19 protein-coding genes, 1 tRNA gene and 1 pseudogene are annotated in these 26,735 nt (G+C 55.9%); 11 read left to right on the top strand and 10 right to left on the bottom strand.

Annotated features, from left to right (window positions below):
- Positions 1-535: 535 nt before the first annotated feature.
- Positions 536-1,807: a tyrosine-type recombinase/integrase gene (locus GJ746_RS02910; protein ID WP_154678857.1), complete on the bottom strand. Its 1,272-nt coding sequence runs from the start codon at positions 1,805-1,807 to the stop codon at positions 536-538.
- Between the two features lie 200 nt (positions 1,808-2,007).
- Positions 2,008-2,092, bottom strand: a tRNA-Leu gene (locus GJ746_RS02905).
- Between the two features lie 233 nt (positions 2,093-2,325).
- Here GJ746_RS02905 and ahr point away from each other — a divergent pair.
- The 6 genes and pseudogenes from ahr (at position 2,326) to GJ746_RS02875 (ending at position 8,706) form a co-directional block, all read left to right on the top strand.
- Positions 2,326-3,345 carry an NADPH-dependent aldehyde reductase Ahr gene (gene ahr, locus GJ746_RS02900; protein WP_154678856.1) on the top strand — a complete coding sequence of 340 codons (1,020 nt, stop codon included), beginning with the start codon at positions 2,326-2,328 and terminating at the stop codon, positions 3,343-3,345.
- Between the two features lie 190 nt (positions 3,346-3,535).
- A pseudogene (locus GJ746_RS02895) lies at positions 3,536-4,408 on the top strand (carbohydrate ABC transporter permease).
- Complete coding sequence (locus GJ746_RS02890) at positions 4,398-5,285, top strand: carbohydrate ABC transporter permease (protein ID WP_154678855.1); 888 nt, start codon at positions 4,398-4,400, stop codon at positions 5,283-5,285. The pseudogene GJ746_RS02895 and the gene GJ746_RS02890 overlap by 11 nt, the downstream one beginning before the upstream one ends.
- Before the next feature lie 10 nt (positions 5,286-5,295).
- A complete protein-coding gene (locus GJ746_RS02885; RefSeq protein WP_154678854.1) occupies positions 5,296-6,120 on the top strand; it encodes a phosphodiesterase in 825 nt (274 codons plus the stop codon).
- 5 nt (positions 6,121-6,125) lie between these two features.
- The gene (locus GJ746_RS02880) at positions 6,126-7,196 is read left to right on the top strand and encodes an ABC transporter ATP-binding protein (RefSeq protein WP_154678853.1); all 1,071 of its coding nucleotides are present in this window, start codon (positions 6,126-6,128) and stop codon (positions 7,194-7,196) included.
- 199 nt (positions 7,197-7,395) lie between these two features.
- Positions 7,396-8,706 (top strand): ABC transporter substrate-binding protein, encoded by a 1,311-nt coding sequence (locus tag GJ746_RS02875; protein WP_154678852.1) that lies wholly within the window; start codon positions 7,396-7,398, stop codon positions 8,704-8,706.
- Positions 8,707-8,946: 240 nt separating this feature from the next.
- Here the strand turns inward: GJ746_RS02875 and iolE are convergent, their stop codons facing one another.
- From iolE to iolD, 4 genes are read right to left on the bottom strand one after another with little or no spacing between them, the layout of a single operon-like run.
- Complete coding sequence (iolE, locus tag GJ746_RS02870) at positions 8,947-9,846, bottom strand: myo-inosose-2 dehydratase (RefSeq protein ID WP_004098147.1); 900 nt, start codon at positions 9,844-9,846, stop codon at positions 8,947-8,949.
- Positions 9,847-9,870: 24 nt separating this feature from the next.
- Positions 9,871-10,755: a sugar phosphate isomerase/epimerase family protein gene (locus GJ746_RS02865; protein ID WP_154678851.1), complete on the bottom strand. Its 885-nt coding sequence runs from the start codon at positions 10,753-10,755 to the stop codon at positions 9,871-9,873.
- A gap of 41 nt (positions 10,756-10,796) precedes the next feature.
- The gene (locus tag GJ746_RS02860; protein WP_154678850.1) at positions 10,797-11,810 is read right to left on the bottom strand and encodes a Gfo/Idh/MocA family protein; all 1,014 of its coding nucleotides are present in this window, start codon (positions 11,808-11,810) and stop codon (positions 10,797-10,799) included.
- A 48-nt stretch (positions 11,811-11,858) separates the two neighbouring features.
- Entirely contained in the window at positions 11,859-13,799 is a 1,941-nt protein-coding gene (gene iolD / locus GJ746_RS02855) for a 3D-(3,5/4)-trihydroxycyclohexane-1,2-dione acylhydrolase (decyclizing) (protein WP_154678849.1), read from the bottom strand.
- A 514-nt stretch (positions 13,800-14,313) separates the two neighbouring features.
- Between iolD and GJ746_RS02850 the strand changes: the two genes are divergently transcribed.
- Positions 14,314-16,227, top strand: a complete 1,914-nt coding sequence (locus tag GJ746_RS02850) for a bifunctional 5-dehydro-2-deoxygluconokinase/5-dehydro-2-deoxyphosphogluconate aldolase (RefSeq protein WP_154678848.1) — start codon at positions 14,314-14,316, stop codon at positions 16,225-16,227.
- 151 nt (positions 16,228-16,378) lie between these two features.
- Positions 16,379-17,236, top strand: a complete 858-nt coding sequence (locus GJ746_RS02845) for a MurR/RpiR family transcriptional regulator (protein ID WP_154678847.1) — start codon at positions 16,379-16,381, stop codon at positions 17,234-17,236.
- Positions 17,237-17,474: 238 nt separating this feature from the next.
- Here GJ746_RS02845 and iolB read toward each other — a convergent pair whose 3' ends face one another.
- Positions 17,475-18,284, bottom strand: a complete 810-nt coding sequence (iolB, locus tag GJ746_RS02840) for a 5-deoxy-glucuronate isomerase (protein ID WP_154678846.1) — start codon at positions 18,282-18,284, stop codon at positions 17,475-17,477.
- Positions 18,285-18,302: 18 nt separating this feature from the next.
- Positions 18,303-19,808 carry a CoA-acylating methylmalonate-semialdehyde dehydrogenase gene (locus GJ746_RS02835; protein ID WP_154678845.1) on the bottom strand — a complete coding sequence of 502 codons (1,506 nt, stop codon included), beginning with the start codon at positions 19,806-19,808 and terminating at the stop codon, positions 18,303-18,305.
- Between the two features lie 359 nt (positions 19,809-20,167).
- Here GJ746_RS02835 and GJ746_RS02830 point away from each other — a divergent pair, with 359 nt between their 5' ends.
- Together GJ746_RS02830 and GJ746_RS02825 are read left to right on the top strand one after the other, a co-directional pair.
- Positions 20,168-20,989: a TIM barrel protein gene (locus GJ746_RS02830; protein WP_154678844.1), complete on the top strand. Its 822-nt coding sequence runs from the start codon at positions 20,168-20,170 to the stop codon at positions 20,987-20,989.
- A gap of 87 nt (positions 20,990-21,076) precedes the next feature.
- On the top strand, positions 21,077-22,579 hold the full coding sequence (locus GJ746_RS02825; protein ID WP_154678843.1) for a helicase HerA-like C-terminal domain-containing protein: 1,503 nt from the start codon (positions 21,077-21,079) through the stop codon (positions 22,577-22,579).
- A gap of 42 nt (positions 22,580-22,621) precedes the next feature.
- Here GJ746_RS02825 and lptG read toward each other — a convergent pair whose 3' ends face one another.
- Together lptG and lptF are read right to left on the bottom strand one after the other, a co-directional pair.
- On the bottom strand, positions 22,622-23,704 hold the full coding sequence (lptG, locus tag GJ746_RS02820; RefSeq protein ID WP_154678842.1) for an LPS export ABC transporter permease LptG: 1,083 nt from the start codon (positions 23,702-23,704) through the stop codon (positions 22,622-22,624).
- The gene (lptF, locus tag GJ746_RS02815; RefSeq protein ID WP_154678841.1) at positions 23,704-24,801 is read right to left on the bottom strand and encodes an LPS export ABC transporter permease LptF; all 1,098 of its coding nucleotides are present in this window, start codon (positions 24,799-24,801) and stop codon (positions 23,704-23,706) included. Before lptF ends, lptG begins: the two co-directional genes overlap by 1 nt.
- Before the next feature lie 390 nt (positions 24,802-25,191).
- On the opposite strand from lptF, the gene pepA reads away from it, so the two are divergent.
- Positions 25,192-26,703, top strand: a complete 1,512-nt coding sequence (gene pepA / locus GJ746_RS02810; RefSeq protein WP_154678840.1) for a leucyl aminopeptidase — start codon at positions 25,192-25,194, stop codon at positions 26,701-26,703.
- The last annotated feature ends 32 nt before the right edge of the window (positions 26,704-26,735 follow it).

Here is a 26,735-nt window from a genome sequence, read left to right as displayed (position 1 = left end):
TCAGTTAATAACAATCGATCGTCATAAGCTATTAAAAAACATAAACCGATCGGTGGAGTAGATCAATCAATGAGAAGAATTTGAAGGGAACAGGAACGTGATAGATATGCTATCTGAGAGATGGAAAGATAAATACATCAATATAATCAGTCAAATGTATGTTCACATTCCCGGCATACATACCTGTCAAACACTACGCCATCCATAGCCGAACCTGTAACAGCCCCGGCCGTTGCCCCAGCGACAAACCTTCCCAGTACTGCGCCAATAACCGCCCCTGTTGCCGTCCCCACAACCGGCACAACTGAACCAATCGCTGCCCCCGTCCCTGCGCCACTGAGAGCGCCAGCCGCTCCGCCGATAATACCTCCCGTCTTCCTGCCAATATGACGCTCACTTACACGATCAGAACCGCATTGCGGGCATATTGTAGTCATTTTAGCATTCTCCTTAATTTCAGTTCGTTAGAAAGCAAAAAGGCACCTGAACATTAAAGTAAAGATGCCTTCTGTGTGTAATTCGTGTACTACACGAACTATCTGGTCTGCATTGGGTTATTGAGTTTTGCATAATCAAACGGACTAATTGTTTCCTCCCGGTTAGCATCAAGAAAGTCGGCCCACCATTGCAGCATCAACTTACGCTCATCCAGATGTTCCGCTTTATGGATATATGCCGCCCGCACTGAGTTACGTTCCATATGACTCATTTGCCGTTCTACCGCATCCTTCGACCATAGACCTGACTCAATCAACGAACTACAGGCCATTGTGCGGAAACCGTGACCGCAAACCTCAACTTTGGTGTCATAGCCCATCACCCGCAATGCACTGTTCACAGTGTTCTCACTCATGGGTTTACGCGGATCGTGATCGCCAATGAAAATCAACTCGTGTTCCCCGCAAAACTGTTTTATCTGCTTCAGGATTGCCAACGCCTGCTTTGAAAGCGGCACCAGATGAGGTGTACGCATCTTTGCTCCTCGCTGAGAATGTTTCACGCCGGGAATAGGCTCTCGCTCAGGCGGGATGGTCCACATTGACGTTTCAAAATCGATCTCTGACCAGCGAGCAAAACGCAGCTCACTGGATCGAATAAAGATAAGCAAAGTGAGTTCCGTTGCCCAACGAGTTAGCGGCCTGCCGGTATAGCCGTCTATTTTCTCGAGTAACTCTGGGATGCGCTTTAATTCCAGCGCTGGGCGATGTTGTCGATTGCCAGATGCGACGGCCCCAGCCATCTCCTGCGCCGGGTTGTAATCAACCAACCCGCTTTGCACCGCATAACGCATGATGGCCGTGGTGCGCTGTTGAAGACGGGAGGCCACTTCAAGACGGCCTGATGTCTCGACGGCTTTAATGGGAATTAACAGATCGCGGGTACCCAGTTCAGCAATATTGCGAGCACCAATTGCCGGGAAGATATTGTCCTCCAGGCTCTTTTTTACGCGATTAGCATGATCTTCCGACCATTTTTGGTTGGTCACGAGCCACTCTCTGGCAACCTTCTCGAAAGTAATAACCTCTTTCGCCTGCTCTTCTTTCGCAGCACGTTTATGCTCACGAGGATCGATACCAGCAGCTACCAGCTTTCTGGCTTCTTCCCTTTTCTTCCTGGCATCCGCCAGTGAAATTTCAGGATAGACACCGAACGCCATTAAATGCTGTTTACCGCCAAAACGGAAACGAAATCGCCAATACTTGGAACCGTTAGGTTTTACAAGTAAAAACATGCCGTCACCGTCAACAAGTGAATACTCTTTCTCCTCAGGTTTCGTAGAACGAACTTTAGTATCCGTTAGGGCCATAATGGTCCTCCTTCCATTGGTATTTCGTGAGTATACAAGCAATATCGAATCGGCAAATATACTCATTAGTATACTCACAAGCTTGTTGATGTGGGTTGAGTTAGGTTGACTTCAGTTGAGGAGAAAATCGTGGGAAGCCTTGTGTGGCGCGGATTTCAGACATAAAAAAAGACCTCAATTGAGGTCCATTTACATGCTTTTGGTGCCGAAGGCCGGACTCGAACCGGCACGTATTTCTACGGTTGATTTTGAATCAACTGCGTCTACCGATTTCGCCACTCCGGCACGGAAAGGATACGGAAAACGTTCTGGATTATACCTGTCATACGCTGCCATGCAAGCAACGTTGCATTCACCTGCCACCAAGTGATGAATTTTTCATCGGCTCAGTGTGTTAGCCTCTTCAGGGCACATTTTCCCTCCTCTTATACCCCCCTTCCCCCCTCCTTCTGCCAAGCGTCCCCTCGCCCCATGCTCTACACTTCCTTCTTAACTACGCCAAACCCAAGGAAACTATCATGAGCACTATTAAAAGTTACGCCGCCAAAGAAGCGGGCGCCGATCTGTCGCTGTGGGAGTACGATGCCGGCGACCTTAAGCCGGAAGATGTCGAAGTGCAGGTAGAGTACTGCGGGATCTGCCACTCCGACCTGTCGATGATCGACAACGAATGGGGCATGTCGAGCTATCCACTGGTGGCCGGTCACGAGGTGATTGGCCGGGTAGCAGCGCTGGGCAGCGCGGCGCAGGATAAAGGGCTGAAGATTGGTCAGAAGGTTGGGATTGGCTGGACGGCGCGCAGCTGCGGCCACTGCGACGCCTGTATCAGCGGCAACCACGTGAACTGTCTGGAAGGCTCGGTGCCCACCATCATCAACCGCGGCGGCTTCGCCGATAAGCTGCGCGCCGATTGGCAATGGGTGATCCCGCTGCCGGAGAGCATCGAGCTGGCTTCCGCTGGCCCGATGCTGTGCGGCGGCATCACCGTCTTCAAACCGCTGCTGACCCACCACGTTACCGCCACCAGCCGCGTCGGCGTGATTGGTATCGGCGGCCTCGGTCATATCGCGATTAAACTGCTGCGGGCGATGGGGGCGGAAGTGACCGCTTTCAGTTCCAACCCGGCTAAAGAGCAGGAAGTGCTGGCAATGGGCGCCGATCGCGTAGTGAACAGCCGCGATCCGGAAGCCTTAAAGGCGCTGGCCGGCCAGTTCGACCTGATTATCAACACCGTCGCCGTCGACCTCGACTGGCAGCCGTACTTTGAAGCGCTGGCGTACGGCGGCAACTTCCATACCGTCGGGGCAGTGATGAAGCCGTTCCCGGTCCCCGCCTTCACCCTGATTGGCGGCGACCGCAGCATCTCCGGTTCAGCCACCGGCAACCCGTCCGAGCTGCGCAAGCTGATGAAATTTGCCGGACGCAGCAAAGTCGCGCCGACCACCGAGCTGTTTCCGATGTCGCAGATCAACGAGGCGCTGAAACACGTTCGCGAGGGCAAGGCCCGCTACCGCGTGGTGCTGAAAGCCGACTTCTGATCAACCCTCGTCATGCTTCAGGCCGCAGCCGCGCGGCCTGAACGCCACTGGCCGGGGTGATGCCGGGCGGCCCGTCTGCCCGGCGCTTGTTTCTCTGGTCATTAAACCGTCATCTCCCCGCCATACTTTTGCAGTCAATCCTTCCCACAATCCGGGCTTCTACAAACGCCTGAATGAGACGTCCGCCACCATGAGAAAAACCTGGCTTCCCTGGCTGATACTGTCGCCTTCCCTGCTGTTTTTATTACTGTTTACCTGGTTCCCGCTCGGGCGATCGATTTATGACAGCCTGTTCGATACCCGCATGGCCAGCGACGGCGGCCAGTATGTCGGGCTGGAGAACTTTAGGCGTCTGTTCGCCGACAGCGTCTTCTGGCAGTCGCTGGTGAATAACCTGCTTTATATCCTGCTGACGGTGGTACCGGGCGTGGCCCTCGCCCTGCTGCTGGCGGTCGCCCTGACCGAGAATCACCGCATCAACCGCTGGCTACGCACCGCCTTCTTCTTCCCGATGATTATCCCGATGGTCAGCGCCGCCGCGCTGTGGCTGTTTATCTTTATGCCCGGCCTTGGCCTGCTCGACCACTATCTGGCGAAGCTGTTCGGCCCGATGAACAACAACTGGCTGGGGCGCAGCAATAGCGCGCTGCTGGCGCTGGCGCTGATTGGCGTGTGGAAGTTCGCCGGTTACTACATGCTGTTTTTCCTCGCCGGGCTGCAAAGCATCCCGGCCTCCACGCGCGAAGCGGCGATCGTGGAAGGTGCCACCCGCACACAGGTGTTCTTTAAGGTCACGCTGCCACTGCTGCGCCCGACCCTGAGCTTCGTCATAACCACGGCGCTGATCTACTCCATCACCCAGATCGACCACGTGGCGGTGATGACCCGCGGCGGGCCGGATAACGCCACGACCGTGCTGCTCTAATACATCCAGAACCTCGCCTGGGACACCCATGATTTAGGTAAAGCTTCCGCCGCCACCTTCCTAACGCTGGCCGGGCTGTTTGCCTTCTCGCTGATTAACCTCAAACTGCTGGAGAAAGGAGCGCACTATGAGCGCTGAAATCTCGCCGCTGGCGCTGCGATCGCACAGCGCATCGCGCCCGCTCTGGCTGCGCCTGCGCCGCTCGCAGCCCTTTACGCTCACGGTATTAATGTGCTGCCTGGCGCTGCTGTGGATGAGTCCGTTTTTATGGATGCTGGCGACCTCGTTCAGCGCCACGACCTTCGGCGAGGATATGGCCTCGCTGCTGCCCCGTATGCAGCTGACGCTGGATAACTTCCGCGATGCCTGGGCCAGCGCTGACTGGCTGAGCCTCTACACCAACACCCTTATCTTCACCTTAGGTACCTTCTTCGTGCAGCTGTTGACCATCACCACCGCCGGCTACGTCTTCGCCTGCCACGAGTTTCGCGGCAAAAAGACGCTGTTCCTGATGTTCCTCGTCCAGCTGATGATCATGCCGGTGGTGATGATGGTGCCGAACATGCTGACCCTGAAAACCTTCGGCCTGCTCAACACCCTCACCGGGGTGATGATGCCCTACTTCACCTCGGCGTTCGGCGTGTTCCTGATGCGTCAGGCGTTTCTGGCCATACCCAAAGAGCTGGAAGAGGCGGCGCTGATGGAGGGCTGTCGCTGGTGGCAGGTGCTGTTCCGCGTGCTGCTGCCGATGTCCTGGCCGTCGGTGCTGGCCTTCGCCACCGTCAGCATTACCTACCACTGGAACGAGTATCTGTGGCCGCTGATGATGCTGAACGACCCGGACAAACAGGTGCTGACCGTGGGGCTGGTCTCGTTCGCCATGGGCGCAGAATCCGGCGGCCAGTGGGGCATCATCGGCGCCGGCACGCTGATGGTCTGCCTGCCGCTGATGCTGGCCTTCATCTTCTTCCAGAAACAGTTCCTGCGAAGCTTCGGCTTCTCCGGGATAAAATAAGGAGCTCTTCATGCTGTTAGCGCAAATTTCCGATACCCATTTCCGCAGCCGCGGCCAGAAGCTGTACGGCTTTATTGACGTCAACGCCGCCAATGCCGACGTCGTCTCCCAGCTGAATGCCCTGCAGGAGCGTCCGGACGCGGTGGTGGTGAGCGGCGATATCGTCAACTGCGGCCGCCCGGAAGAGTATGAGGTCGCCCGTCAGATCCTCGGCAGCCTGAACTATCCGCTGTATCTCATTCCCGGCAACCACGACGATAAAGCGCTGTTTCTGGAATATCTGCATCCGCTGTGTCCGCAGCTCGGCCGCGACGCGCAAAATATGCACTACGCGGTAGACGATTTTGCCACTCGCCTGCTGTTTATCGACTCCAGCCGGGCAGGTACGTCGAAAGGCTGGCTGACCGATGAAACTATTAACTGGCTGGAAGCCCAGCTGTTCGACGGCGGCGATAAACCGGCGACGGTGTTTATGCATCATACGCCGCTGCCGCTGGGCAACGCGCAGATGGACCCTATCGCCTGCGAAAACGGCCATCGTCTGCTGGCGCTGATTGAGCGTTTCCCGTCGCTGACGCGCATTTTCTGCGGCCATAACCACAGCCTGACCATGACCCAGTATCGCCAGGCCATCATCGCCACCGTCCCGGGAACCGTCCACCAGGTGCCCTACTTCCATGAAGATACCCGTCCGTATTACGACCTCTCTCCGGCGTCGTGCCTGATGCATCGCCAGGTCAACGAACAGTGGGTGAGCTATCAGCATCCGCTGACCCACTACGCCGGACCGTGGATGTACGACGAAAATATCAGCTGCCCAACGGAAGATTGCTAAACGCCATGCTTAGTCTACAAAACATCAGTAAACAGTTTGACGGTAAACCGGCCCTCAGCGCCCTGTCGCTGGATATTCGCGAAGGGGAATTTGTGGTGCTGGTGGGCCCGTCCGGCTGCGGTAAAAGCACCCTGCTGCGCCTGCTCGCCGGGCTGGAGCCGGTCAGCGAGGGGGAGATCTGGCTGCACGATGAGAACATCACCGATATGTCGCCCAGAGAGCGTAATTTCGCGATGATCTTCCAGAACTATGCGCTGTTTCCGCACCTGTCGGTGCGCGACAACATCACCTTCGGCATGAAGGTGCGCAAAGAGGAGAAGTCCAGCTGGCAGCCGCGGGTGGATAAAGTCGCGCAGATGCTGCAGCTGGATACCCTGCTCGACCGCAAACCGGCGAAACTCTCCGGCGGCCAGCGGCAGCGGGTGGCGATGGCGCGAGCAATTGTGCGCAATCCGCGCCTGTTCCTGATGGATGAGCCGCTCTCCAACCTCGACGCCCGCCTGCGTAGCGAAGTGCGCGACAGTATTATGGACCTCCACCAGCAGCTCAGAACCAGCACCGTCTACGTCACCCATGACCAGACGGAAGCGATGTCGATGGCCGACCGCATCGTGGTAATGAACGGCGGCCACGTACAGCAGGTCGGGCGACCGGAGTATCTGTACGCCAACCCGGCCAACCTGTTTGTCGCCGGGTTTATCGGATCTCCGGCGATGAATCTGCTCTCGCTGCCCTGCGCTGATGGTGAGGTATTACTGGGTGAGCTGCGCTATCCGCTGCCGCCGCGCTACCGTGAAGAATCCCGGGTGTGGTTAGGCATTCGCCCGGAACATATCAGCGACCGCCTGGAGGAGAGCCATCTGCGCTTGCCCGCCACCGTGCTGCAACGAGAACTGATGGGAGCCGATTATCTGCTCCACGTCAGCACCCCCATCGGCACCCTACGCTTTTGCCGTCGCCATCGCGGCGCGGTGCCGGAGAAAGGCGATTCGCTGATACTCGGCTTTTCACCTGCCGATGTGCATCTTTTTCATGCTGAGAAACAGCATAATTTAGCGCCGGTACATCAGGCGTAATTGTTGCAGTCAGTTTGGACACGGACAGCGCGGAAGAACCGGAGCATACGTGTAGTACGTGAGGATGATTCGCTACGCTCCCCCTTCGGGCCACCCTGAAGGGTGTTCAAAACTCTACGAGTTTTGTCTGAGCACTGCCCTGGGCCAAACTGGCAAATAAAATAGCCTGTGGACAGGTGCTTACTGATGGAGACAAACTATGTTTAAACCTCTCACCGCTCTCGCGGTTGGGCTCAGCCTTGCCCTGAGCGGCGTGGCGCTGGCGAAAGAGAAGATCGACTTCATGTTTCCGGCGCCGGTAGATGGCAAGCTGACCATGGAGATGACCCGCGTCATTAAGCAATTCAACGAGTCGCAGCAGGATGTCGAAGTGCGCGGGATCTTTACCGGCAACTACGACACCACCAGGATCAAAGCCGAATCGGCGCAGAAGGCCGGGCAGCCGCCCGCGCTGGTGATTATGTCCGCCAACTTCACCACCGATCTGGCGCTGAAGGATGAGATCCTGCCGATGGACGAGCTGTTCCGGTATGGCGATCAAAAAGCGGGGGATTTTCTGGTGAAGGCATTCTGGCCCGCAATGCATAAAAACGCCCAGGTGATGGGCACCACCTATGCGATCCCGTTCCATAACTCGACACCGATCCTCTACTACAACAAAACGCTTTTCGATCGGGCCGGGATCAAACAGCCGCCGCAAACCTGGGCCGAGCTGCTGGCGGATGCCAGAAAGCTAACCGACGAAAGCAAAGGCCAGTGGGGGATCATGCTGCCGTCAACTAATGATGATTACGGCGGCTGGATCTTCTCGGCGCTGGTGCGCGCCAACGGCGGGAAATACTTTAACGAGGACTATCCGGGCGAAGTCTATTACAACACGCCAACCACCATCGGCGCCCTGCGCTTCTGGCAGAACCTGGTCTATAAAGACAAAGTGATGCCTTCCGGCGTGCTGAATTCGAAACAAATCAGCGCCAGCTTCTTCTCCGGCAAAGTTGGGATGGCGATGCTGAGCACCGGCGCGCTGGGCTTTATGCGCGAGAACAGCAAAGATTTTGAGCTGGGCGTGGCGATGCTACCGGCCAAAGAGCAGCGGGCGGTACCGATCGGCGGCGCCAGCCTGGTCAGTTTCAAGGGCATCAACGACGCGCAGAAAAAAGCGGCGTATCAGTTCCTGACGTATCTGGTGAGCCCTCAGGTCAACGGCGCCTGGAGCCGCTTTACCGGCTACTTCTCCCCGCGTAAGGCCGCCTACGATACGCCGGAAATGAAGGCGTATCTGCAGCAGGATCCGCGCGCGGCTATCGCCCTCGAACAGCTGAAGTATGCCCACCCGTGGTACTCCACCTGGGGGACCGTTGCCGTGCGTAAAGCGATGGAAAACCAGCTGGCCGCGGTGGTCAATGATGCCAACGTTACCCCGGAAGCCGCGGTGCAGGCGGCGCAGAAAGAGGCGGATGCACTGATGAAGCCGTATGTGGATAAAACCGTGTTGGCTGAAGTAAAGTAGGTTCCCCCTCCCCCTGACCCTCTCCCAAAAGGAGAGGGGATTGCTCGACGCGAGCTTCTGGCTCACAACCCGCACAGACTTGTAGCCCCGATAAGCGTAGTGCAATCGGGGGTTACCGATGACTAACTTGTTTGGAACATGGTGCTTTAATTTCTACCGGGCGATCTCAGAGGGGATTCGGGATGTAGAGCAGGAAAAAAAGCAGGCCATACGACGTATGGCCTGAAAATGAAACAACGATTAGATTCCTGCCGTCTCGCGGATATATTTACGCGCTTTTACGGCGTATTCGAATGGGTTGGCCAGCGCCGGATCCTGCTCGGCCTCAACCACCATCCAGCCTTTATAGCCATGCTCGTCCAGCAGCTTGAACACCGGACGGAAATCAATGACGCCGTCGCCCGGCACGGTGAAGGTCCCCTTCTTCACGCCGTCAAGGAAGGAGAGTCCTTCACGACGCACCTGCTCGATCACCGGCGGACGTACGTCTTTCAGGTGCACATGGTTAATGCGCGGCAGATATTTTTTCAGAATCGCCAGCATCGGCTCTTCGCCGCCTTCGGAATACCAGGCGTGTCCGGTGTCGTAGAGCAGGAAGACTTTGTCATCCACCAGTGACATAAACTTGTCGATCTCTGCCGTCGTCTGGATACCGGTGCCCATATGGTGGTGCAGACAGACCTGCATGCCCTTTTCCGCCGCCAGACGGCCGAGGGTGTTATAGCCTTCCGCCACCCGCTGCCACTCTTCTTCGCTAAAGCACGGTTTCGCATTCTCCAGGATGGGCTTTTCCAGCCCCTGGATGCTGCCGCTCTGCTCGGAGCAGCCGATGACTTTCGCGCCCATAGCATGTAGGAAATTCATATGATTAACGAATTCATCAATGGTTTTTTCCCGCTGGCCGTTAGCAAAAAAGGTGCTGAACCAGGCGTTGCAAATCTGAATGCCGCGGATATCCAGCATCGGCTTGAGAACCGCCGGATCGCGCGGATATTTGCTGCCGACTTCGCTGCCGGTAAAGCCCGCCAGCGCCATTTCGCTGACGATTTGCTGGAATGTATTTTCGCTGCCCAGCTCCGGCATATCGTCGTTAGTCCAGCCAATCGGCGCGATGGCCAGTTTTACGTTATCTTTGTTCATAGTAGAGGCTCCTGCCGCTGCGCCTTAGCGGCGCAGCAATTCACGTTCGATGAGTTCACGGGTTTCTACTGCCTGGTATTTCATTTTTTCCGGGTAGCCGAACAGCGAGGTGGCCACGATAGGCTCACCGCCGACCTTGAAGGTCTGCTCGGCAAACTTCATATCGCGCAGGGTGCGGAACAGCGCGTCGAAATCAACATCCCCTTCCCCGACGCCCACGTGCTGGTGAACGACGGCATCTACGCCCGGCGGGTTAACGATATAGCGGCAGTGTTTTGTATGGTTGCGGGTATCCGCTATCAGCACGTGGGAGAGATCGCTTCCCGCGTAGCGCAGCATCTTCTCAACGTCGCCCACGCCTTTGTCATAGAAGAAGGTGTGCGGGACGCTGTAAACGTACTTCACGTTATCGCTGCGGAACGACTTCACGATATCGACGGTTTCATTGTTCTCTTCGCAGAAGTCCCACGGATGCGCCTGAATTTCAACGCGGATGCCTTCGCGCTCAAAAATCGGCAGCAGCTCTTCCATGGAACGATAGAACATTTCATCGCAAATCTCCGGCTGGTTAGGATCGCCGGAAAACTCGGTGTTGATCACCTGCACGCCCATTTCAACCGCGATTTCGATAAGCCGTTTCCAGTTTTTCACTGCCGCCTGGCGGCGCAGCTCATCCGGACCGGACCAGCGATAGACGCAGATAAACGAAGAAAGCTCTACGCCGGTTTCGCGCAGCGCCTGCTTGTACTCAGCCATAATTTCCCGGCTGGCGCGCGGGTGTTTGTAGAACGGGTTGATCTGCGGGTGCGGCGACTGCTCAATGTATTTGTAACCCCAATCCGCCACCTGGTGGACCATTCGGGTAACCCCGAGGTCTTTAATGACATCAACATCAAAGGCAATTTTCATCGTCGTTACCTGTGCAAAGAAGTTCCGTCAGCAAAGCGGGATTAGCGTTTGTAGAATGCCGGGCATTCAGGCAGCGTCACCTCAACCGGCTCGCTGATTCCCTGCGCTTTGATACAGGCGTCGGCAGCAACGGATGCCGCATAGCCATCCCAGGCCGATGGGCCGTGCAGCTGGCCGGCCTGAACATCATTAATAAAGGCCTGAAGTTCAACGTCATACGCTTTGATAAAGCGATCTTTCCAGTCGGTCAGAATAGCGGTCGACAGGTTAGCGGCTTTGCGCATCTGCACAGCCGACGGCTCTGGCAGGCGGGCAATCCCGGTTTCCCCCACCACTTCACACTGGATGTCATAGCCGTACTGGCAGTTCACAAAGACTTCCACGTCAATCAGGGTGCCTTTTTTGGTTTCAAACGATACGATCTGCGGGTCTTTCAGACGCGCATGAGTGTGGGAAGTGGAGCGCGGGAAACGTACCTGCACGGAGCGATAGTCGTCATTCAGCAGCCAGCGCAGAACGTCCAGCTCGTGAATCAGGGTGTTGGTGATCGCCATATCGGTGGTGTAATTCTCGCCCACCGACTGGTTGCGGTGCGCGCAGCGCAGCATCAACGGCGCGCCGATGTCGCCGTCATCGATCACTTTTTTCAGCGCCAGATAGCCTTCGTCGTAAGGACGCATAAATCCAACCTGCACCAGGCGGCGACCAGCTTTCATTTCCGCATCAACGATGCGGCGGCAGCCTTCCGCGCTCATCGCCAGCGGCTTTTCGCAGAACACCGGCTTCCCGGCGGCGATGGCGGCCAGCGTGTACTCTTCGTGGGTGGGGTCCCATGAGGTGACCAGAATGGCGTCCACATCGCTGGCTTTAATCACGTCATGACCGTCGGCATACACTTCGGCATGCACGCCCGGCAGCGCAACCGCGGCGCGAGCATTCTCTTCGTTGATGTCCGAAACCGCCACTACCGTGGCTCCCTGCAGTACCTGAGTGCAACGACGGATATGCTCTTTACCGATAGCGCCGGCACCGATGACACCTAATTTGAGTGACATAGTTGGTTTTCTCCCGAGATGTGTAGGGTTCAGGGTTTGTATTCTGTTTTAGTAATCCCGCGCCTGAGCGCGTTTTTCATTGATCATTTGCGCCACCTTGCGGATCCGCTCGGAGAGCGCAGACTGCGCGACGCCGACGTTCCACCAGCTGCCGTATTTGTGCACCATGGTTTTCGGCAGCACTTTAATGTCTATCAGGGTGCTGACGGTTTCGCGGCGCGCGGCGTCCAGCGCATGGCGTAGTTCATCTAACGTTGTGACGCGCCATGTTTTGCAGCCGTAGCCGGCAGCGACGGTAGCGAAATCTACCGGCACCAGGCCGCCCTGCAGCTGGCCCGATTCGGCGCAACGGAAGCGGAACTCGGTGCCGAAGCTGTCCATACCGTGCTCCATTTGCAGGTTGTTGATACAGCCGTTGGCCATGTTGTCGAGCAGCACGATGTTGATCTTCGCGCGCTCCTGCAGAGAGGTCACCAGCTCGGAGTGCAGCATCATGAACGAGCCGTCGCCAACCAGTGAGTAAACCTCGCTTTGCGGTTGGGCTAACTTCACGCCCAGCGCGGCGCTGACTTCATATCCCATGCAGGAGTAGCCGTATTCCACGTGATAGGTGTTAGTAGCCCGGTTACGCCAGACGCGCTGCAGGTCTCCCGGCAGGCTTCCCGCCGCCGCCACAATCACCGCATCCGCCGGCAGCGTTTCGTTGAGTACGCCAAGGACGCTGCTTTGCGTCAGGGTAGAGTCAGTTATCTGACGGAATTCGCGATACACCGATTCCCGATCCAGATGGTCGTCGATTTCCGGGACGAAAGCGCTATCCTGCCACACCGCCTGATAAACGCGCTGAGTCTCTTTCAGCTGGCGGCTCTGTACGCTTTCAATCTGCTCGCCCCAGCCAGCCTGCCAGGATTCGCCGGACAGGGCGTCATCGAGGGCGGTGAGGGCTTCGCGGGCATCCGCCAGCATCGGAATACCGTCGAGCTTCCAGGCATCGAAGTTGCTGACGTTAATATTGAGGAAGCGCACGCCAGGGTGCTGAAAAATCCATTTTGACGAGGTGGTGAAATCGCTGAAACGCGTCCCCAGGCCGATGACTAAATCCGCCTCTTTCGCCAGCAGATTCGCCGCCAGACAGCCGGTTTCACCAACGCCGCCAACGTTGAACGGATGCGAAGAGACAACGCTGCCTTTACCGGCCTGGGTTTCGGCAAACGGCACGCCGTAGCGCTCGGCAAAACGGGTGAGCGCCTCGCCAGCCCCGGAGTATTTCACCCCACCACCGCAAACAATCAGCGGCTTACGGCTGGCTTTAATCGCCGCCACGGCATCCGCCAGCTGCGCGGCGCTGGCCGGGCGCCGGTCAAGACGGTGTACCCGGCGGGTAAAGAAGGACTCTGGATAATCCCAGGCTTCGCCCTGAACGTCCTGCGGCAGACACAGAGTAACCGCACCGGTTTCCGCCGGGTCGGTCAGCACGCGCATAGCGTTAATGCAGGCGCTCATCAGCTGCTCCGGACGGGTGATGCGATCCCAGTATTTACTCACCGCGCGAAACGCGTCGTTGGTGGTAATGCTCAGGTCGTGGCTCTGTTCAATTTGTTGTAAAACCGGGTCAGGCTGGCGGGTGGCGAATACATCGCCCGGCAGCAACAGGAGAGGGATACGGTTGGCGGTGGCAGTGGCGGCAGCGGTAATCATGTTCGCGGCGCCGGGGCCAATGGAAGAGGTACAGGCAATAATCTGACGGCGCAGAGATTGTCTGGCGAAACCGGTGGCGACATGCGCCATCCCCTGCTCATTACGCCCCTGATAGACCCGCATTTCACCGCTATCTTGTTCAAGGGCCTGGCCCATCCCCAGCACGTTGCCGTGGCCAAAGATCGCAAAGATGCCTTTGACGAACTTATGTTTTTCGCCATCGACTTCCAGGTACTGATTATCCAGGAACTTCACCAGCGCCTGCGCCATTGTCAGTCTTAGTTTGCCCATGTGCCCAATCCTTATTGTTCAGTATTTGCATGTGGGTTAGCGTTTTCCCTGACAGCGATAATTCAGGGTGATCGTTAACGTCACTGGAATACTTTTGGATTATAGGCAAACATTTTTTTCATTAAATAGAAATACAGAAGAAATATTTCATTTTGCGAGAAGGATCAAACTCTCTTTGCATTTCACCCGTTTCATTCGCTTCCTGCATACGAGGTGGCACGCAGTTTACGCGGCGCATCACTTAATATCCTTTTAAAAATCATAGGTAAAGATGGATGTTAAACTCACTCTCGTTCTATTTTCCGCTGTCGCTCAGGATCTGAGGCAGAATGAGGCTCAGCGCGGCATAGTGGTATATCCCTCACATTTTTGGTTTTTTAATTTCGATCTAGTTTGCAAATGAAATATTTATTTCTCAAACTAAAGATAATCAATAACCCTCAGGCTGTTTTCGGAGACACTGTCGGCATCCCGACTCTTCCGTACAGCAGAAATGCAAAAGGAAACCCTAGCTATGAATGCAGCAGTAAAGCGACTCGATGTCATCTGTATTGGCCGGGTGGCAGTCGATCTCTATGCCCAGCAGATTGGCGCGAGGCTGGAAGATGTTGCCAGTTTTTCTAAATACCTGGGTGGCTCTTCCGGCAACGTCGCCTTCGGCACCGCGATTCAGGGATTAAAATCGGCGATGCTGGCTCGGGTAGGCGATGAGCATAATGGTCGTTTTTTACGTGAAACGCTTAGCCGCGCCGGCGTTGATACCGAATACTTGATCACGGATAAACAGCGCCTGACGGCATTAGTGATGCTGGGGATTAAAGATCAGGAGACGTTCCCGCTGATTTTTTATCGTGATAACTGCGCCGATATGGCCCTTTCACCAGAAGATATTAAGGAAGAGTATATTGCTTCTTCACGGGCTCTGGCGGTGACCGGAACCCACCTTTCCCACGCCAATACGCGTGAAGCGGTGCTGAAAGCGCTGAAATATGCCCGCCGCCACGGCCTGCGCACCGCACTGGATATTGACTATCGTCCGGTGCTTTGGGGGTTAACTTCTTTAGGCGATGGCGAAACACGTTTCATTGAATCCGGCCAGGTGACGAGCCAGCTACAGGAAGTTCTGCATCTGTTCGATTTAGTGGTGGGTACAGAAGAAGAGTTTCATATTGCCGGCGGCAGCACCGATACCCTGACTGCGCTGAAAAACGTGCGTAATGCTACCAAAGCGACGCTGGTTTGCAAACGCGGCCCGATGGGCTGCGTGGTGCTGGAAGATGCTATTCCCGACAGCTGGGATAGCGTACCGCTGCAGCAGGGCGTGCGCGTTGACGTGCTGAACGTCCTGGGCGCTGGCGATGCCTTTATGTCCGGCCTGCTGCGCGGCTGGCTTAACGATGAAGGCTGGGAGCAGGCCTGCCGCTACGCTAACGCCTGCGGCGCGCTGGTAGTTTCACGCCACGGCTGCGCACCCGCGATGCCGACCAAAGTCGAGCTTGACGACTATCTGTCACGGGCGGAATCGGTCCCGCGTCCGGATATTGATGACCGCCTTAACCATCTCCATCGTGTCACCAGCCGTCGTCAGCAGTGGCCGGAGCTATGCATCTTCGCCTTCGATCATCGTAAGCAGCTGGCAGACCTGGCGCAGGAAACCGGGCGCGATGAATCCTGTATTCCCCAGCTCAAGCTCCTGCTGCTGGCAGCCGCAGAAGCCGCTGCGCAAGAAGCGGGTCTTGACTGCCGTAGCGGCATTCTCGCCGATAGCACCTACGGTCAACGTTCGCTCAATGCCATTACCGGCAAAGGCTGGTGGATTGGCCGGCCGATTGAAATGCCAAGCTCGCGCCCGCTGCGCCTGGAACACGGTAATATTGGTTCCCAATTGATCGACTGGCCGCTGGAACACGTGGTGAAATGCCTGGTTTTCTATCATCCGGCCGATCCCGCCGAACTACGCGCCGAACAGGATGCGCTGCTGCTGGAAGTCTGGCAGGCATGCAACAAGTCAGGGCATGAGCTGCTGCTGGAAATCATCCTGCCGGAAAACGGTCCGGATAAAGATGAACGCCATTACCACGATATGCTGGAGCACTTTTATCAGCTGGGAATCCAGCCGGACTGGTGGAAGCTACCTCCGCTATCGAGCGCTCAGTGGGAGAAGATTAGTAAGTTGATCGAACGTGAAGATAGCTGGTGCCGCGGGATCCTCATCCTCGGTCTGGACGCATCTTCGGATCGTCTGCGTGCTGGTTTTGCCGAGGCGGCGAAGCATCCGATGATCAAAGGTTTTGCCGTTGGGCGCACTATTTTTGGTCAGCCTTCACGCCGCTGGATGCAGGGTGAGCTTAGCGACCAGGCGCTGATTGACGAAGTGAAACGCAACTACCTCACGCTCATCGGCTACTGGCGCGAAGCCCGCGGCTGATTCTGGCCTGGCCCGCATTCTCTCACGAAGATGCGGGCTTTTTTCTGGATCTTCGTGAAATGAATCGCGTATTTCATCGTAGTAAATGAAAAATTCGCTTCATTTGGTACACTGGAAATCATATTTCTTTCATTTTCTCAGAGCGCAATCTATGGCCAATAATCCGACCCAACTTACCATCTTGCAGGATGAAATCAGGCGTCGCTACGACACGTTAAGCAAACGCCTGAAACAGGTAGCTCGCTATATTCTTGATAACAGCAATAGCGTGGCTTTCGATACCGTGGCCTCTATCGCGCAGCAAGCTGACGTTCCTCCTTCAACGCTGATCCGTTTCGCTAACGCTTTTGGTTTTAGCGGCTTCAACGAAATGAAGCAGATGTTCAAGCAACACCTGATGGAAGAGACCGCGAACTATACCGAACGTGCGCGTCTGTTCCGCCAGACCACGACGGATGATACAACGCCACCGGAAACGCCGACTGAAATCCTTAATATGTTCACCATGGTCAATACGCAGGCGCTGCAGCAATTGGCTATGCAGACCTCAGGAGACGATCTACAGCGCGCGGTAGCGCTGCTGGCGGAAGCGGAAAATATCTACGTTATCGGCCTGCGCCGTTCATTCAGCGTCGCCTCTTACCTGACCTACGCTCTACGCCATCTTGACCGAAAAGCGTTCCTGATTGACGGGCTGGGCGGCATGTTTACCGAGCAGCTTAGCCTAGTCGGGCCGAAGGATGTCGTTGTGGCGGTGAGCTTCTCCCCTTATGCGCGTGAAGTGGTTGAGCTCGTTGAGCTGGGCGCGCAGCGTAAAGCTCGGCAGATAGCGATTACCGACAGCCAGGTTAGCCCGCTGGCGGCCTTCAGCGACGTCTGCTTTGTGGTGCGCGAGGCGCAGGTTGATGGTTTCCGTTCGCAGGTGGCCTCGCTGTGTCTGGCCCAGACGCTGGCGGTCTCCCTGGCGCTGAACAGCAGCAAAGATGCAGAGACGAAGCAGCTGGCTTAACCTTTCCATTATTCCCGGATTGCGACGTAAACGTCTTATCCGGGCTACAACGACAAACTCGCCCGGCGAAATGCGCTTGTATGCTCCGGTAGCCCGGCTAAGCACAGCGCGAGCCGGGGACCTTCCCGGATTGCGGCTAACGCCTTATCCGGGCTACGGGACCTAAGATCTTATTCGGGTAACAGAATCAAAAAGACCGGCTAGCGTTGTTAACCGGTCTTTTTATCATCAACTGATGTTAATCGTGGCGGGGATAGTCCGGGCTGTTGATCCACGCGTGATCATCTTCCCAGGTAAACATCCATTTACGATCCGGGCCGGCCATCACGTTCAGATAGTAGCTGTCATACCCGGCAATCGCCGCTACCGGATGGTAGCCTCGCGGCACCATCACCACATCGTGGTTATAAGGAGCCATACAAGCATCAAGGCTACGGTCATCGGTGTAGACGCGCTGGAAGGCAAAACCCTGCGGCGGATCGAAACGATGATAGTAGGTCTCTTCCAGCTGGGTTTCCTGGCCCGGCAGCGCCGTATCGTGCTTATGCGACGGCCATGAGCTGGTGGCCCCCTCTTCGGTATACACCTCCACCACCAGCAGACAATCCGCCAGCTCATTATCCGGCAGAATATTGTGCACCAGACGCTGGTTACGCCCTTTCCCCCGATGCTCCACGCCAACATCCTGCGGAGAGATAACCCGTGCAGGGAGCGTACCTTTTCCCGGCGCACTGCATACCGCCAGCTCAAGATCAGAATCTGCCGTTACTTCAACTTTGTCCGCAGGCGGCACGTAGACTGACCATGGCGGCGTCCGCTCAAACGGTGACATACGCTGGCCCAGATTAGGGAAATCGGCCTTCATGGTTTTGACCGAAGCCAGCCCGGCAACCAGCACCAGACACAGTTCACGATCGCCGCTTTCCAGGGTAACGGTTTGCCCTTTCTTTAACATCCAGACATCAAAACCAATATATTTCCACCCCGCGCTCTGCGGGGTGATGTGCTGTATTTGCCCTTCTTTGTTTGCTTTAGCCAGTAAAGACATGGCGTTCTCCTTCGCCGATTAGCCTAACGTCGGCATGCTGAATTCAGATACGGTTTGCTGACCCTGCGGCCAACGGACGGTGGCGGTTTTCATACGAGTATAGAAACGTACCCCATCCGGGCCGTGCACGTTCAGTGCGCCAAATACGGAGCGTTTCCAGCCGCCAAAGCTATGGAAGGCCATTGGAACGGGTACCGGTACGTTCACCCCGACCATTCCGGCCTGAACATCATGTACAAATTCACGCGCGGCGTGGCCGTTGCTGGTAAAGATGGCGCTGCCGTTGCCGAACTCATGACTGTTAACCAGTTCCAGCGCGCTGTGGTAATCCGCCACGCGGACAATCCCCAGAACCGGGCCAAAAATCTCTTCCCGCCAGATAGTCATCTCCGGCGTCACGTTATCGAACAGCGTTCCGCCGACGTAGTAACCCTCTTCAAACCCGGGTACCCGCAGCTTACGTCCATCAACCACCAACGTAGCTCCTTCGCCAGCGCCTTTATCAATGTAACCCAGCACTTTTTTCTGATGAGTGTCGGAGACGACCGGCCCCATTTCATTCTCTTCTTTTCCACGCATACAGCCCGGCCCGACTTTCAGGGATTCTACCAGCGGCTTCAGACGCGCAATCAGTTTATCGGCAGTTTCATCACCCACGGCGACCACCACCGGCAGCGCCATGCAGCGCTCTCCCGCGGAGCCGAACGCGCCGCCCATAATGGCATTTACGGTGGCGTCCAGATCGGCATCCGGCATCACAATAGCGTGGTTTTTTGCCGCGCCAAATGCCTGAACCCGCTTGCCATAAGCGCTGGCGGTTTTATAAATATGTTCCGCCACGCCGGAAGAACCCACAAAGCTTACCGCTGCAATACGCGGGTCTCTGTAGAGCTGCTCAGCTTCTTCATTGCTGCAATGCACTACGTTAAAGACACCATCCGGCAGCCCCGCTTCTTTCAGTAGTTCGGCCATACGTACCGCAGCTGTAGGGGCCAACGCTGGCGGTTTGAGAACAAAGCTATTGCCGCAGGCCAGCGCCAGAGGGAACATCCACATGGGAACCATTGCCGGGAAATTGAACGGCGTAATTCCCGCCACCACTCCCAGAGGCTGCATCAATGAATAGCTGTCAACGCCGGTACCGACATCCGATGAGAATTCTCCTTTAATAAGATGCGGAATACCGCAGGCAAACTCCACTACCTCCATGCCGCGCGTTAGTTCACCCATCGCGTCGGAGAATACTTTACCGTGCTCACTAACGATAATTCCCGCCAGTTCTTCCGCATGCTGCTCAAGTAGCATTTTAAAATTGAACAGCACCCGGGCCCGGCGCAGCGGCGTGGTACGAGACCAGCTCTCGAAAGCATCGCGAGCAACCTGAATCGCATCAGATACTTCCTGCGCGGTCGATAACGTGACTTCGCGGACCACTTTGCCCGTCGCGGGGTCGAAAACCGGCATTGAATTATTGCTGCAGCTGGTAACGGTTTGCCCGCCAATAAAGTTTCCTGTGATAGTCATGCTCTCGCCTCATATGTATGGGGTTTCGGGGGCCAACGCAGTACGGCCCATTACTGGATCTGCTGTGCTGTAACCGTAGTAAGATGAAATTAATATTTCAATATTGATGGTTAATGAAATTCAATTTTGGTGACAATGCTCGCAATTCCTTGTAAGAAAATGTCGTACTACAATTAAAACGCCTGAAACTGAGAACAGTTGTAGCGGCTCATGAAGCTAAAGGTAATAAAAGTACATCAGAAAATATTTTGCGATTAAGCTCAAAAATCCGCCATTTCATACATTGCCAATTTTGGAATAAATGTTTTGACTATTAAGCATTCGAACAAACCCGTTCTATACGTTTCAGGAGAGTCAAAATGGCTATTGCATCGCAACGTTTTTGCATCAACCGCAAGATCGCTCCATCACTCGGCATTGAGCCCTTCTTTCGGCTGGTAAACAGCCTTGGGCTTAACAAAGTTGAGCTACGTAACGACCTCCCCAGCGGAAAAGTAACCGATGACCTGAGTCACCAGCAGGTTCGTGAACTTGCTGACCGCTACCATATTGAGATTCTTACTATTAACGCGGTCTATCCTTTCAACCGCCGCACCGCTGAGGTGCGCAGCCTGACGGAGTCATTGCTAAAAGAAGCACAAGCCATTGGCGCGAAATCGCTGGTACTGTGTCCGCTAAACGATGGTACCGAGGTTCCGGCGAGCGAAACCCTCAACGCCCTGCGCGATCTGGCGCCGTTATTTGCCTTCTACGGCATCCAGGGACTGGTGGAACCACTAGGCTTCCCACAAAGCTCGCTGCGTTCCTCGGCGCAGGCGCAAACGCTAATTCACGACGCGCGGGTGCCGTTTAAGCTGCTGATTGATACCTTCCATCACTATCTTTATCCACAGGCGGAACAGGAATTTACTCAAGTAGATGTCGGCGAAATCGGTCTGGTGCACCTTTCCGGCGTAGAGGATCCTCGTCCGCGCGATACCCTTACCGACAACGAGCGCATCATGCTGACCGCGAAAGACCGACTACAAAGCTGCGAGCAGGTCAAAAACCTGGAGGCGCGCGGCTTTCAGGGCGCGTATGCCTTTGAGCCCTTCTCACCGGAGCTGGCAAACTGGAGCGAAGACGATATCCGCCGCGAAATCGAGCAGAGCATCGCTTTAATTCAGCGCCGCTGCGCCTGAAGTGAAAAAGCAACGGCGTGCGTGATTTCCCTCCTTATTGCCATCAGGTTGCCTATACTCGCAGCAGGATAAACGGAGAAATCGATTATGAGTTCACCTCTGCTGATTGCACGCACGCTGGAGAAACAGCTGTATTTACTGCCCGCCATGGCCAACCGTCATGGATTAATTACCGGTGCTACGGGGACCGGTAAAACCGTCACCCTGCAGAAGCTGGCGGAGTCTTTCTCGGAAATCGGCGTTCCGGTATTTATGGCCGATGTGAAAGGCGACCTTACCGGTATCGCTGAATCGGGCCAAAGCTCGGAAAAACTGCAGGCGCGGCTGGAGAAAATCGGCGTCACGGACTGGCTCCCGCACGCTAATCCGGTGGTGCTATGGGATATTTTTGGTGAAAAGGGCCACCCGGTTCGCGCCACGGTTTCCGATCTTGGGCCACTGCTGCTGGCTCGCCTGCTCAACCTCAACGAGGTACAGTCCGGGGTGCTGAATATCATCTTCCGCATCGCCGACGACCGCGGGCTACTGCTGCTCGACTTTAAGGACCTGCGCGCCATTACCCAATATATTGGCGACAACGCCAAAGCGTTTCAGAACCAGTACGGCAATATCAGCAGCGCCTCCGTTGGGGCAATTCAGCGCGGATTGCTCACCCTGGAACAGCAGGGAGCAGAGCACTTTTTTGGCGAACCCATGCTCGATATTCAGGACTGGATGCGCGTCGACGCTGAGGGTAAAGGCGTGATTAATATCCTTAGCGCCGAGAAGCTCTACCAGATGCCGAAGCTGTATGCCGCCAGCCTGCTGTGGATGCTCTCGGAGCTTTACGAACGTCTGCCCGAATCCGGCGATCGGGAAAAACCAAAACTGGTGTTTTTCTTTGACGAGGCACATCTGCTGTTTAACGATGCTCCGCAGGTGCTGCTGGATAAAATCGAGCAGGTCATCCGACTGATTCGCTCGAAGGCCGTCGGCGTTTATTTTGTTTCGCAAAACCCATCAGACATCCCCGATGCGGTACTCGGCCAGCTGGGTAATCGCGTACAGCACGCCCTGCGCGCCTTCACGCCGAAAGATCAGAAAGCGGTAAAAACTGCCGCGCAGACCATGCGTGCGAATCCAGCATTCAATACCGAACAGGCAATCCAGGAGCTGGGAACCGGAGAAGCGCTTATCTCTTTTCTCGATGAAAAAGGCAGCCCATCAGTCGTAGAACGAGCCATGGTTATTGCCCCCTGCTCACGCATGGGACCGGTCACCGACGACGAACGCAACGGGCTGATCAACCACTCGGCGCTGTACGGTAAATATGAAGAGGCCATCGACCGCGAATCAGCTTTTGAAATGCTGCAACGAGGCGTCCAGGCCACCACTGATAAGCAGGAATCACCGCCAGCGCAAGGCCAGCAAAATAGCGATGACGACGGTTTACTCGGTGGGTTAAAAGATATTCTGTTTGGTACCACAGGACCGCGCGGCGGTAAGCGCGACGGCATTGTGCAAACGGCAGCAAAAAGCGCAGTACGTCAGGTCACCAATCAGATAGTCAGAGGAATGCTGGGAAGCTTACTTGGCGGGCGGAAACGCTAAAAAAACGCCCCCTTTCTTACTTCAGGAAGGGGGCGCGTTGCGTCAGGATTTGCGCATCATCAGCCAGAGGCTCAGCAAGAAGAAGCTGGCGCTCGGCAACAGCGCGCCGATGATCGGCGGGATGCCGTACACCAGGGTGAGCGGGCCGAAAATCTGGTCCAGCACGTAGAAGATGAAGCCGAAGCTTATCCCGGTAACCACTCGGACGCCCATCGGTACGCTGCGCAGCGGGCCAAAGATAAACGACAGCGCCATCAGCATCATCACCGCCACAGACAGCGGCTGGAAAATTTTGCTCCACATGTTGAGCTGATAGCGGCCCGGATCCTGGCCGCTGGACTTCAGATAGGTCACATAATTATGCAGACCGCTGATCGACAATGCGTCCGGGTCGAGGGCCACCACGCCAAGCTTATCCGGAGTCAGGTTGGTCTTCCAGGTCCCGCTAACCGTCTGCGTACCGGTTACCTGTTTCGGGTCGGTAAGATCAGATTCATCCACCTGCGACAGCCGCCAGAGCTTATTCTCGGTATCGAATTTAGCCGAGGCGGCATAGCGCACCGACTGCAGGCGGCGCTGGTCATTAAACGCGTAGATGCTCACGCCGCCCAGCTCATCGCTGCCTTTTACCCGCTCGATATAAACAAAGCTATGGCCGTCTTTCGCCCATAACCCCTGCTGTGTTGACAACAGCGAACCGCCGTACATCTGCTGAGCACGATAGTTACGCGCCATCTGCTCGCCCTGCGGGGCGACCCATTCGCCTATCGCCATCGTCAGCAGTACCAGGGGAATGGCGGTTTTCATCACCGACAGCGCCACCTGCAGGCGGGTAAAACCGGAAGCCTGCATCACCACCAGCTCGCTACGCTGCGCCAGCATCCCCAGCCCCAGCAGCGCGCCGAGCAGCGCCGCCATCGGGAAGAAGATCTGGATATCTTTCGGCACGCTGAGAATGGTGTAGATTCCAGCGCCCAGCGCATCATAATTGCCCTGTCCGGCTTTTTTCAGCTGGTCGACAAACTTAATGATGCCCGAGAGAGAAACCAGCATGAACAGCGTCATCATGATGGTGTTGAAAATCGTCTTACCGATATAACGATCAAGTACGCCAAACGCCTGCATTACACCGCTCCTTTAGTAAAACGAGCACGGAAGCGGCGCATTGGCACCGTATCCCACAGGTTCAACAGCACGGCCAACGCGAAATAGAGCAGGTTCACCGCCCACATCCAGATCATCGGATCCATTTTGCCTTTACCGCCGCTCGATTTAATCGACGTTTGCAGCAGGAAGAACACCAGATAGAGCAGCATCGCCGGTAACATCGACAGCACGCGGCCCTGACGCGGGTTAACCACGCTAAGCGGCACCACCATCAGCGCCATAATGAACACCGTTGCTACCAGCGTGAAGCGCCAGTGCAGCTCCGCCCGGGCGCGATCGGTATCGGTACGCCACAGGGTACGCATATCCATCTGCTCGGTATCGTTTGGATCGGATGCCACAGCCTGATGGCCCACTATCGCCTGATAGTTTTTAAAATCGGTAATGCGGAAATCGCGCAGCATCGCGGTGCCTTCAAAGCGAGTGCCCTGATTCATGGTCACCACCTGCGAACCGTCTTTACGCAGCGAGAGCTCGCCGGTATCGGCTACCACGACCGAAGGACGCGCGTTGCCTCTTGGCCGAAGTTGAGCAAGAAAGACATCGCTGAAACGGTTTCCGTTGACGTTCTCAATAAACAACACCGCGCTGCCATCGCTGGCCTGCTGGAACTGCCCCTGGGCCAGAGCGGCCATACCGGGGTTCGCTTTCGCCTCCGCCAGCACTTCATCCTGGTGACGGGACGACCAGGGTCCGGCCCACATCACGTTGACCGCCGCGACAATGCCGGTAAATAGCGCGAGGATCATGGCGGCTTTCACCAGTACGGCCTTGCTCAGGCCGCAGGCGTGCATCACCGTGATTTCACTTTCGGTATACAGTTTGCCCAACGTCATCAGCAGCCCGAGGAATAAACTCAGGGGCAGAATAAGCTGCGCCATTTCCGGTACGCCCAGCCCTAACAGCGAGAGCACCAGATTCGTCGGGATATCGCCATCTACCGCGGCGCCGAGGATCCTGACCAGTTTCTGACAAAAGAAAATGAGTAACAGGATGAATAGGATCGCCAACTGGCTTTTCAGCGTCTCACGAACCAGATATCTTATGATTATCACTATAAATACGCCCGTAAAAACCCGTTTTATTGCAGGAAAATTGCTTGTTTCATGGCTTAAACGTCATTTATTCTCTTTGGTCGTCGAAAACATCGCTAAGATTAAATGACTCGCTGGTTCCGCGTATCAGGATCTTTTCTGACGAACCAAGGCCGTAATAACGTTAAGATTAACACGAAGTCACCGCAACAGCGGACATGAGTTACGAAAGCTTGCAATTATATACTTAATGGATTTCGAGTTGTAGAAAGGCGGCAGGACTGTGAAGCCCCGGAGCGGCATCGGCCAGCATCAGGGATAAGCAGGCGTAGCCAACGCATCTGCAACTGGAAAGGCGACGAGTATAGCCGTAGCCCCCACTGTTGTCTTTAAGATTCAGGAGCATAGTGCATGGAGTTCAGTGTAAAAAGCGGTAGCCCGGAGAAGCAGCGGAGCGCCTGTATCGTGGTCGGCGTCTTTGAACCACGTCGTCTCTCCCCCATCGCCGAACAGCTTGATAAAATTAGCGACGGTTACATCAGCGCCCTGCTGCGTCGCGGTGAGCTGGAAGGCAAACCTGGCCAGACTTTATTGCTGCACCATGTGCCGAACATTCTGTCGGAGCGCATTCTGCTAATTGGCTGCGGTAAAGAACGCGAGCTGGATGAACGTCAGTACAAGCAGGTGATTCAGAAAACTATCAACACGCTGAATGATACCGGCTCCATGGAAGCCGTTTGCTTCTTGACCGAACTGCACGTCAAAGGCCGCAATAACTACTGGAAAGTGCGTCAGGCAGTCGAGACCGCCAAAGAGACGCTGTACAGCTTTGACCAGTTGAAAACTAACAAAAGCGAGCCGCGTCGTCCGCTGCGTAAAATGGTCTTCAACGTTCCAACCCGTCGTGAGCTGACCAGCGGTGAACGCGCTATTCAGCATGGTCTGGCGATTGCTGCCGGCATCAAAGCGGCGAAAGATCTCGGCAATATGCCGCCAAACATCTGTAACGCTGCCTATCTGGCCTCTCAGGCTCGCCAGCTGGCCGATACTTACAGCAAGAACGTCATTACCCGCGTTATCGGCGAACAGCAGATGAAAGAGCTGGGAATGAACTCTTATCTGGCGGTGGGCAACGGCTCGCAGAACGAATCGCTGATGTCGGTTATCGAATACAAAGGCAACCCGGCGGAAGACGCGCGTCCTATCGTGCTGGTCGGAAAAGGCCTGACCTTTGACTCCGGCGGTATTTCCATCAAGCCAGCCGAAGGCATGGACGAGATGAAATACGATATGTGCGGCGCGGCGGCGGTTTACGGCGTGATGCGCATGGTTGCCGAACTTCAGTTACCGCTGAACGTTGTCGGCGTGCTGGCCGGGTGTGAAAACATGCCGGGCGGTCGCGCCTATCGTCCAGGCGACGTGCTGACCACGATGTCCGGGCAAACGGTTGAAGTATTAAACACCGACGCCGAAGGGCGCCTGGTACTGTGCGATGTGCTGGCCTACGTTGAACGTTTCGAGCCGGAAACGGTTATTGATGTGGCAACGCTGACCGGCGCCTGCGTGATTGCGTTGGGCCACCACATTACGGGCCTGATGTCGAACCACAATCCGCTGGCCCATGAGCTGATTGGCGCCTCCGAACTGGCGGGCGATCGCGCATGGCGTCTGCCGCTCGGCGACGAGTTCCAGGAACAGCTGGAGTCTAACTTCGCGGATATGGCTAACATCGGTGGCCGTCCTGGTGGGGCGATTACCGCCGGCTGCTTCCTGTCGCGCTTTACCCGCAAGTACAACTGGGCGCACCTGGATATCGCCGGTACTGCCTGGCGTTCCGGCAAGGCTAAAGGCGCGACCGGTCGCCCGGTAGCGATGCTGTCGCAGTTCCTGCTCAACCGCGCCGGGTTTACCGGCGAAGAGTAAGTTTGTTTACCGAATGGCGACGAAAACGCCGG

Origin of the sequence: Klebsiella oxytoca (assembly GCF_009707385.1) — a bacterium.
Lineage (GTDB): Bacteria > Pseudomonadota > Gammaproteobacteria > Enterobacterales > Enterobacteriaceae > Klebsiella > Klebsiella oxytoca_C.
This window is presented reverse-complemented; position numbering and strand designations above follow the sequence as displayed.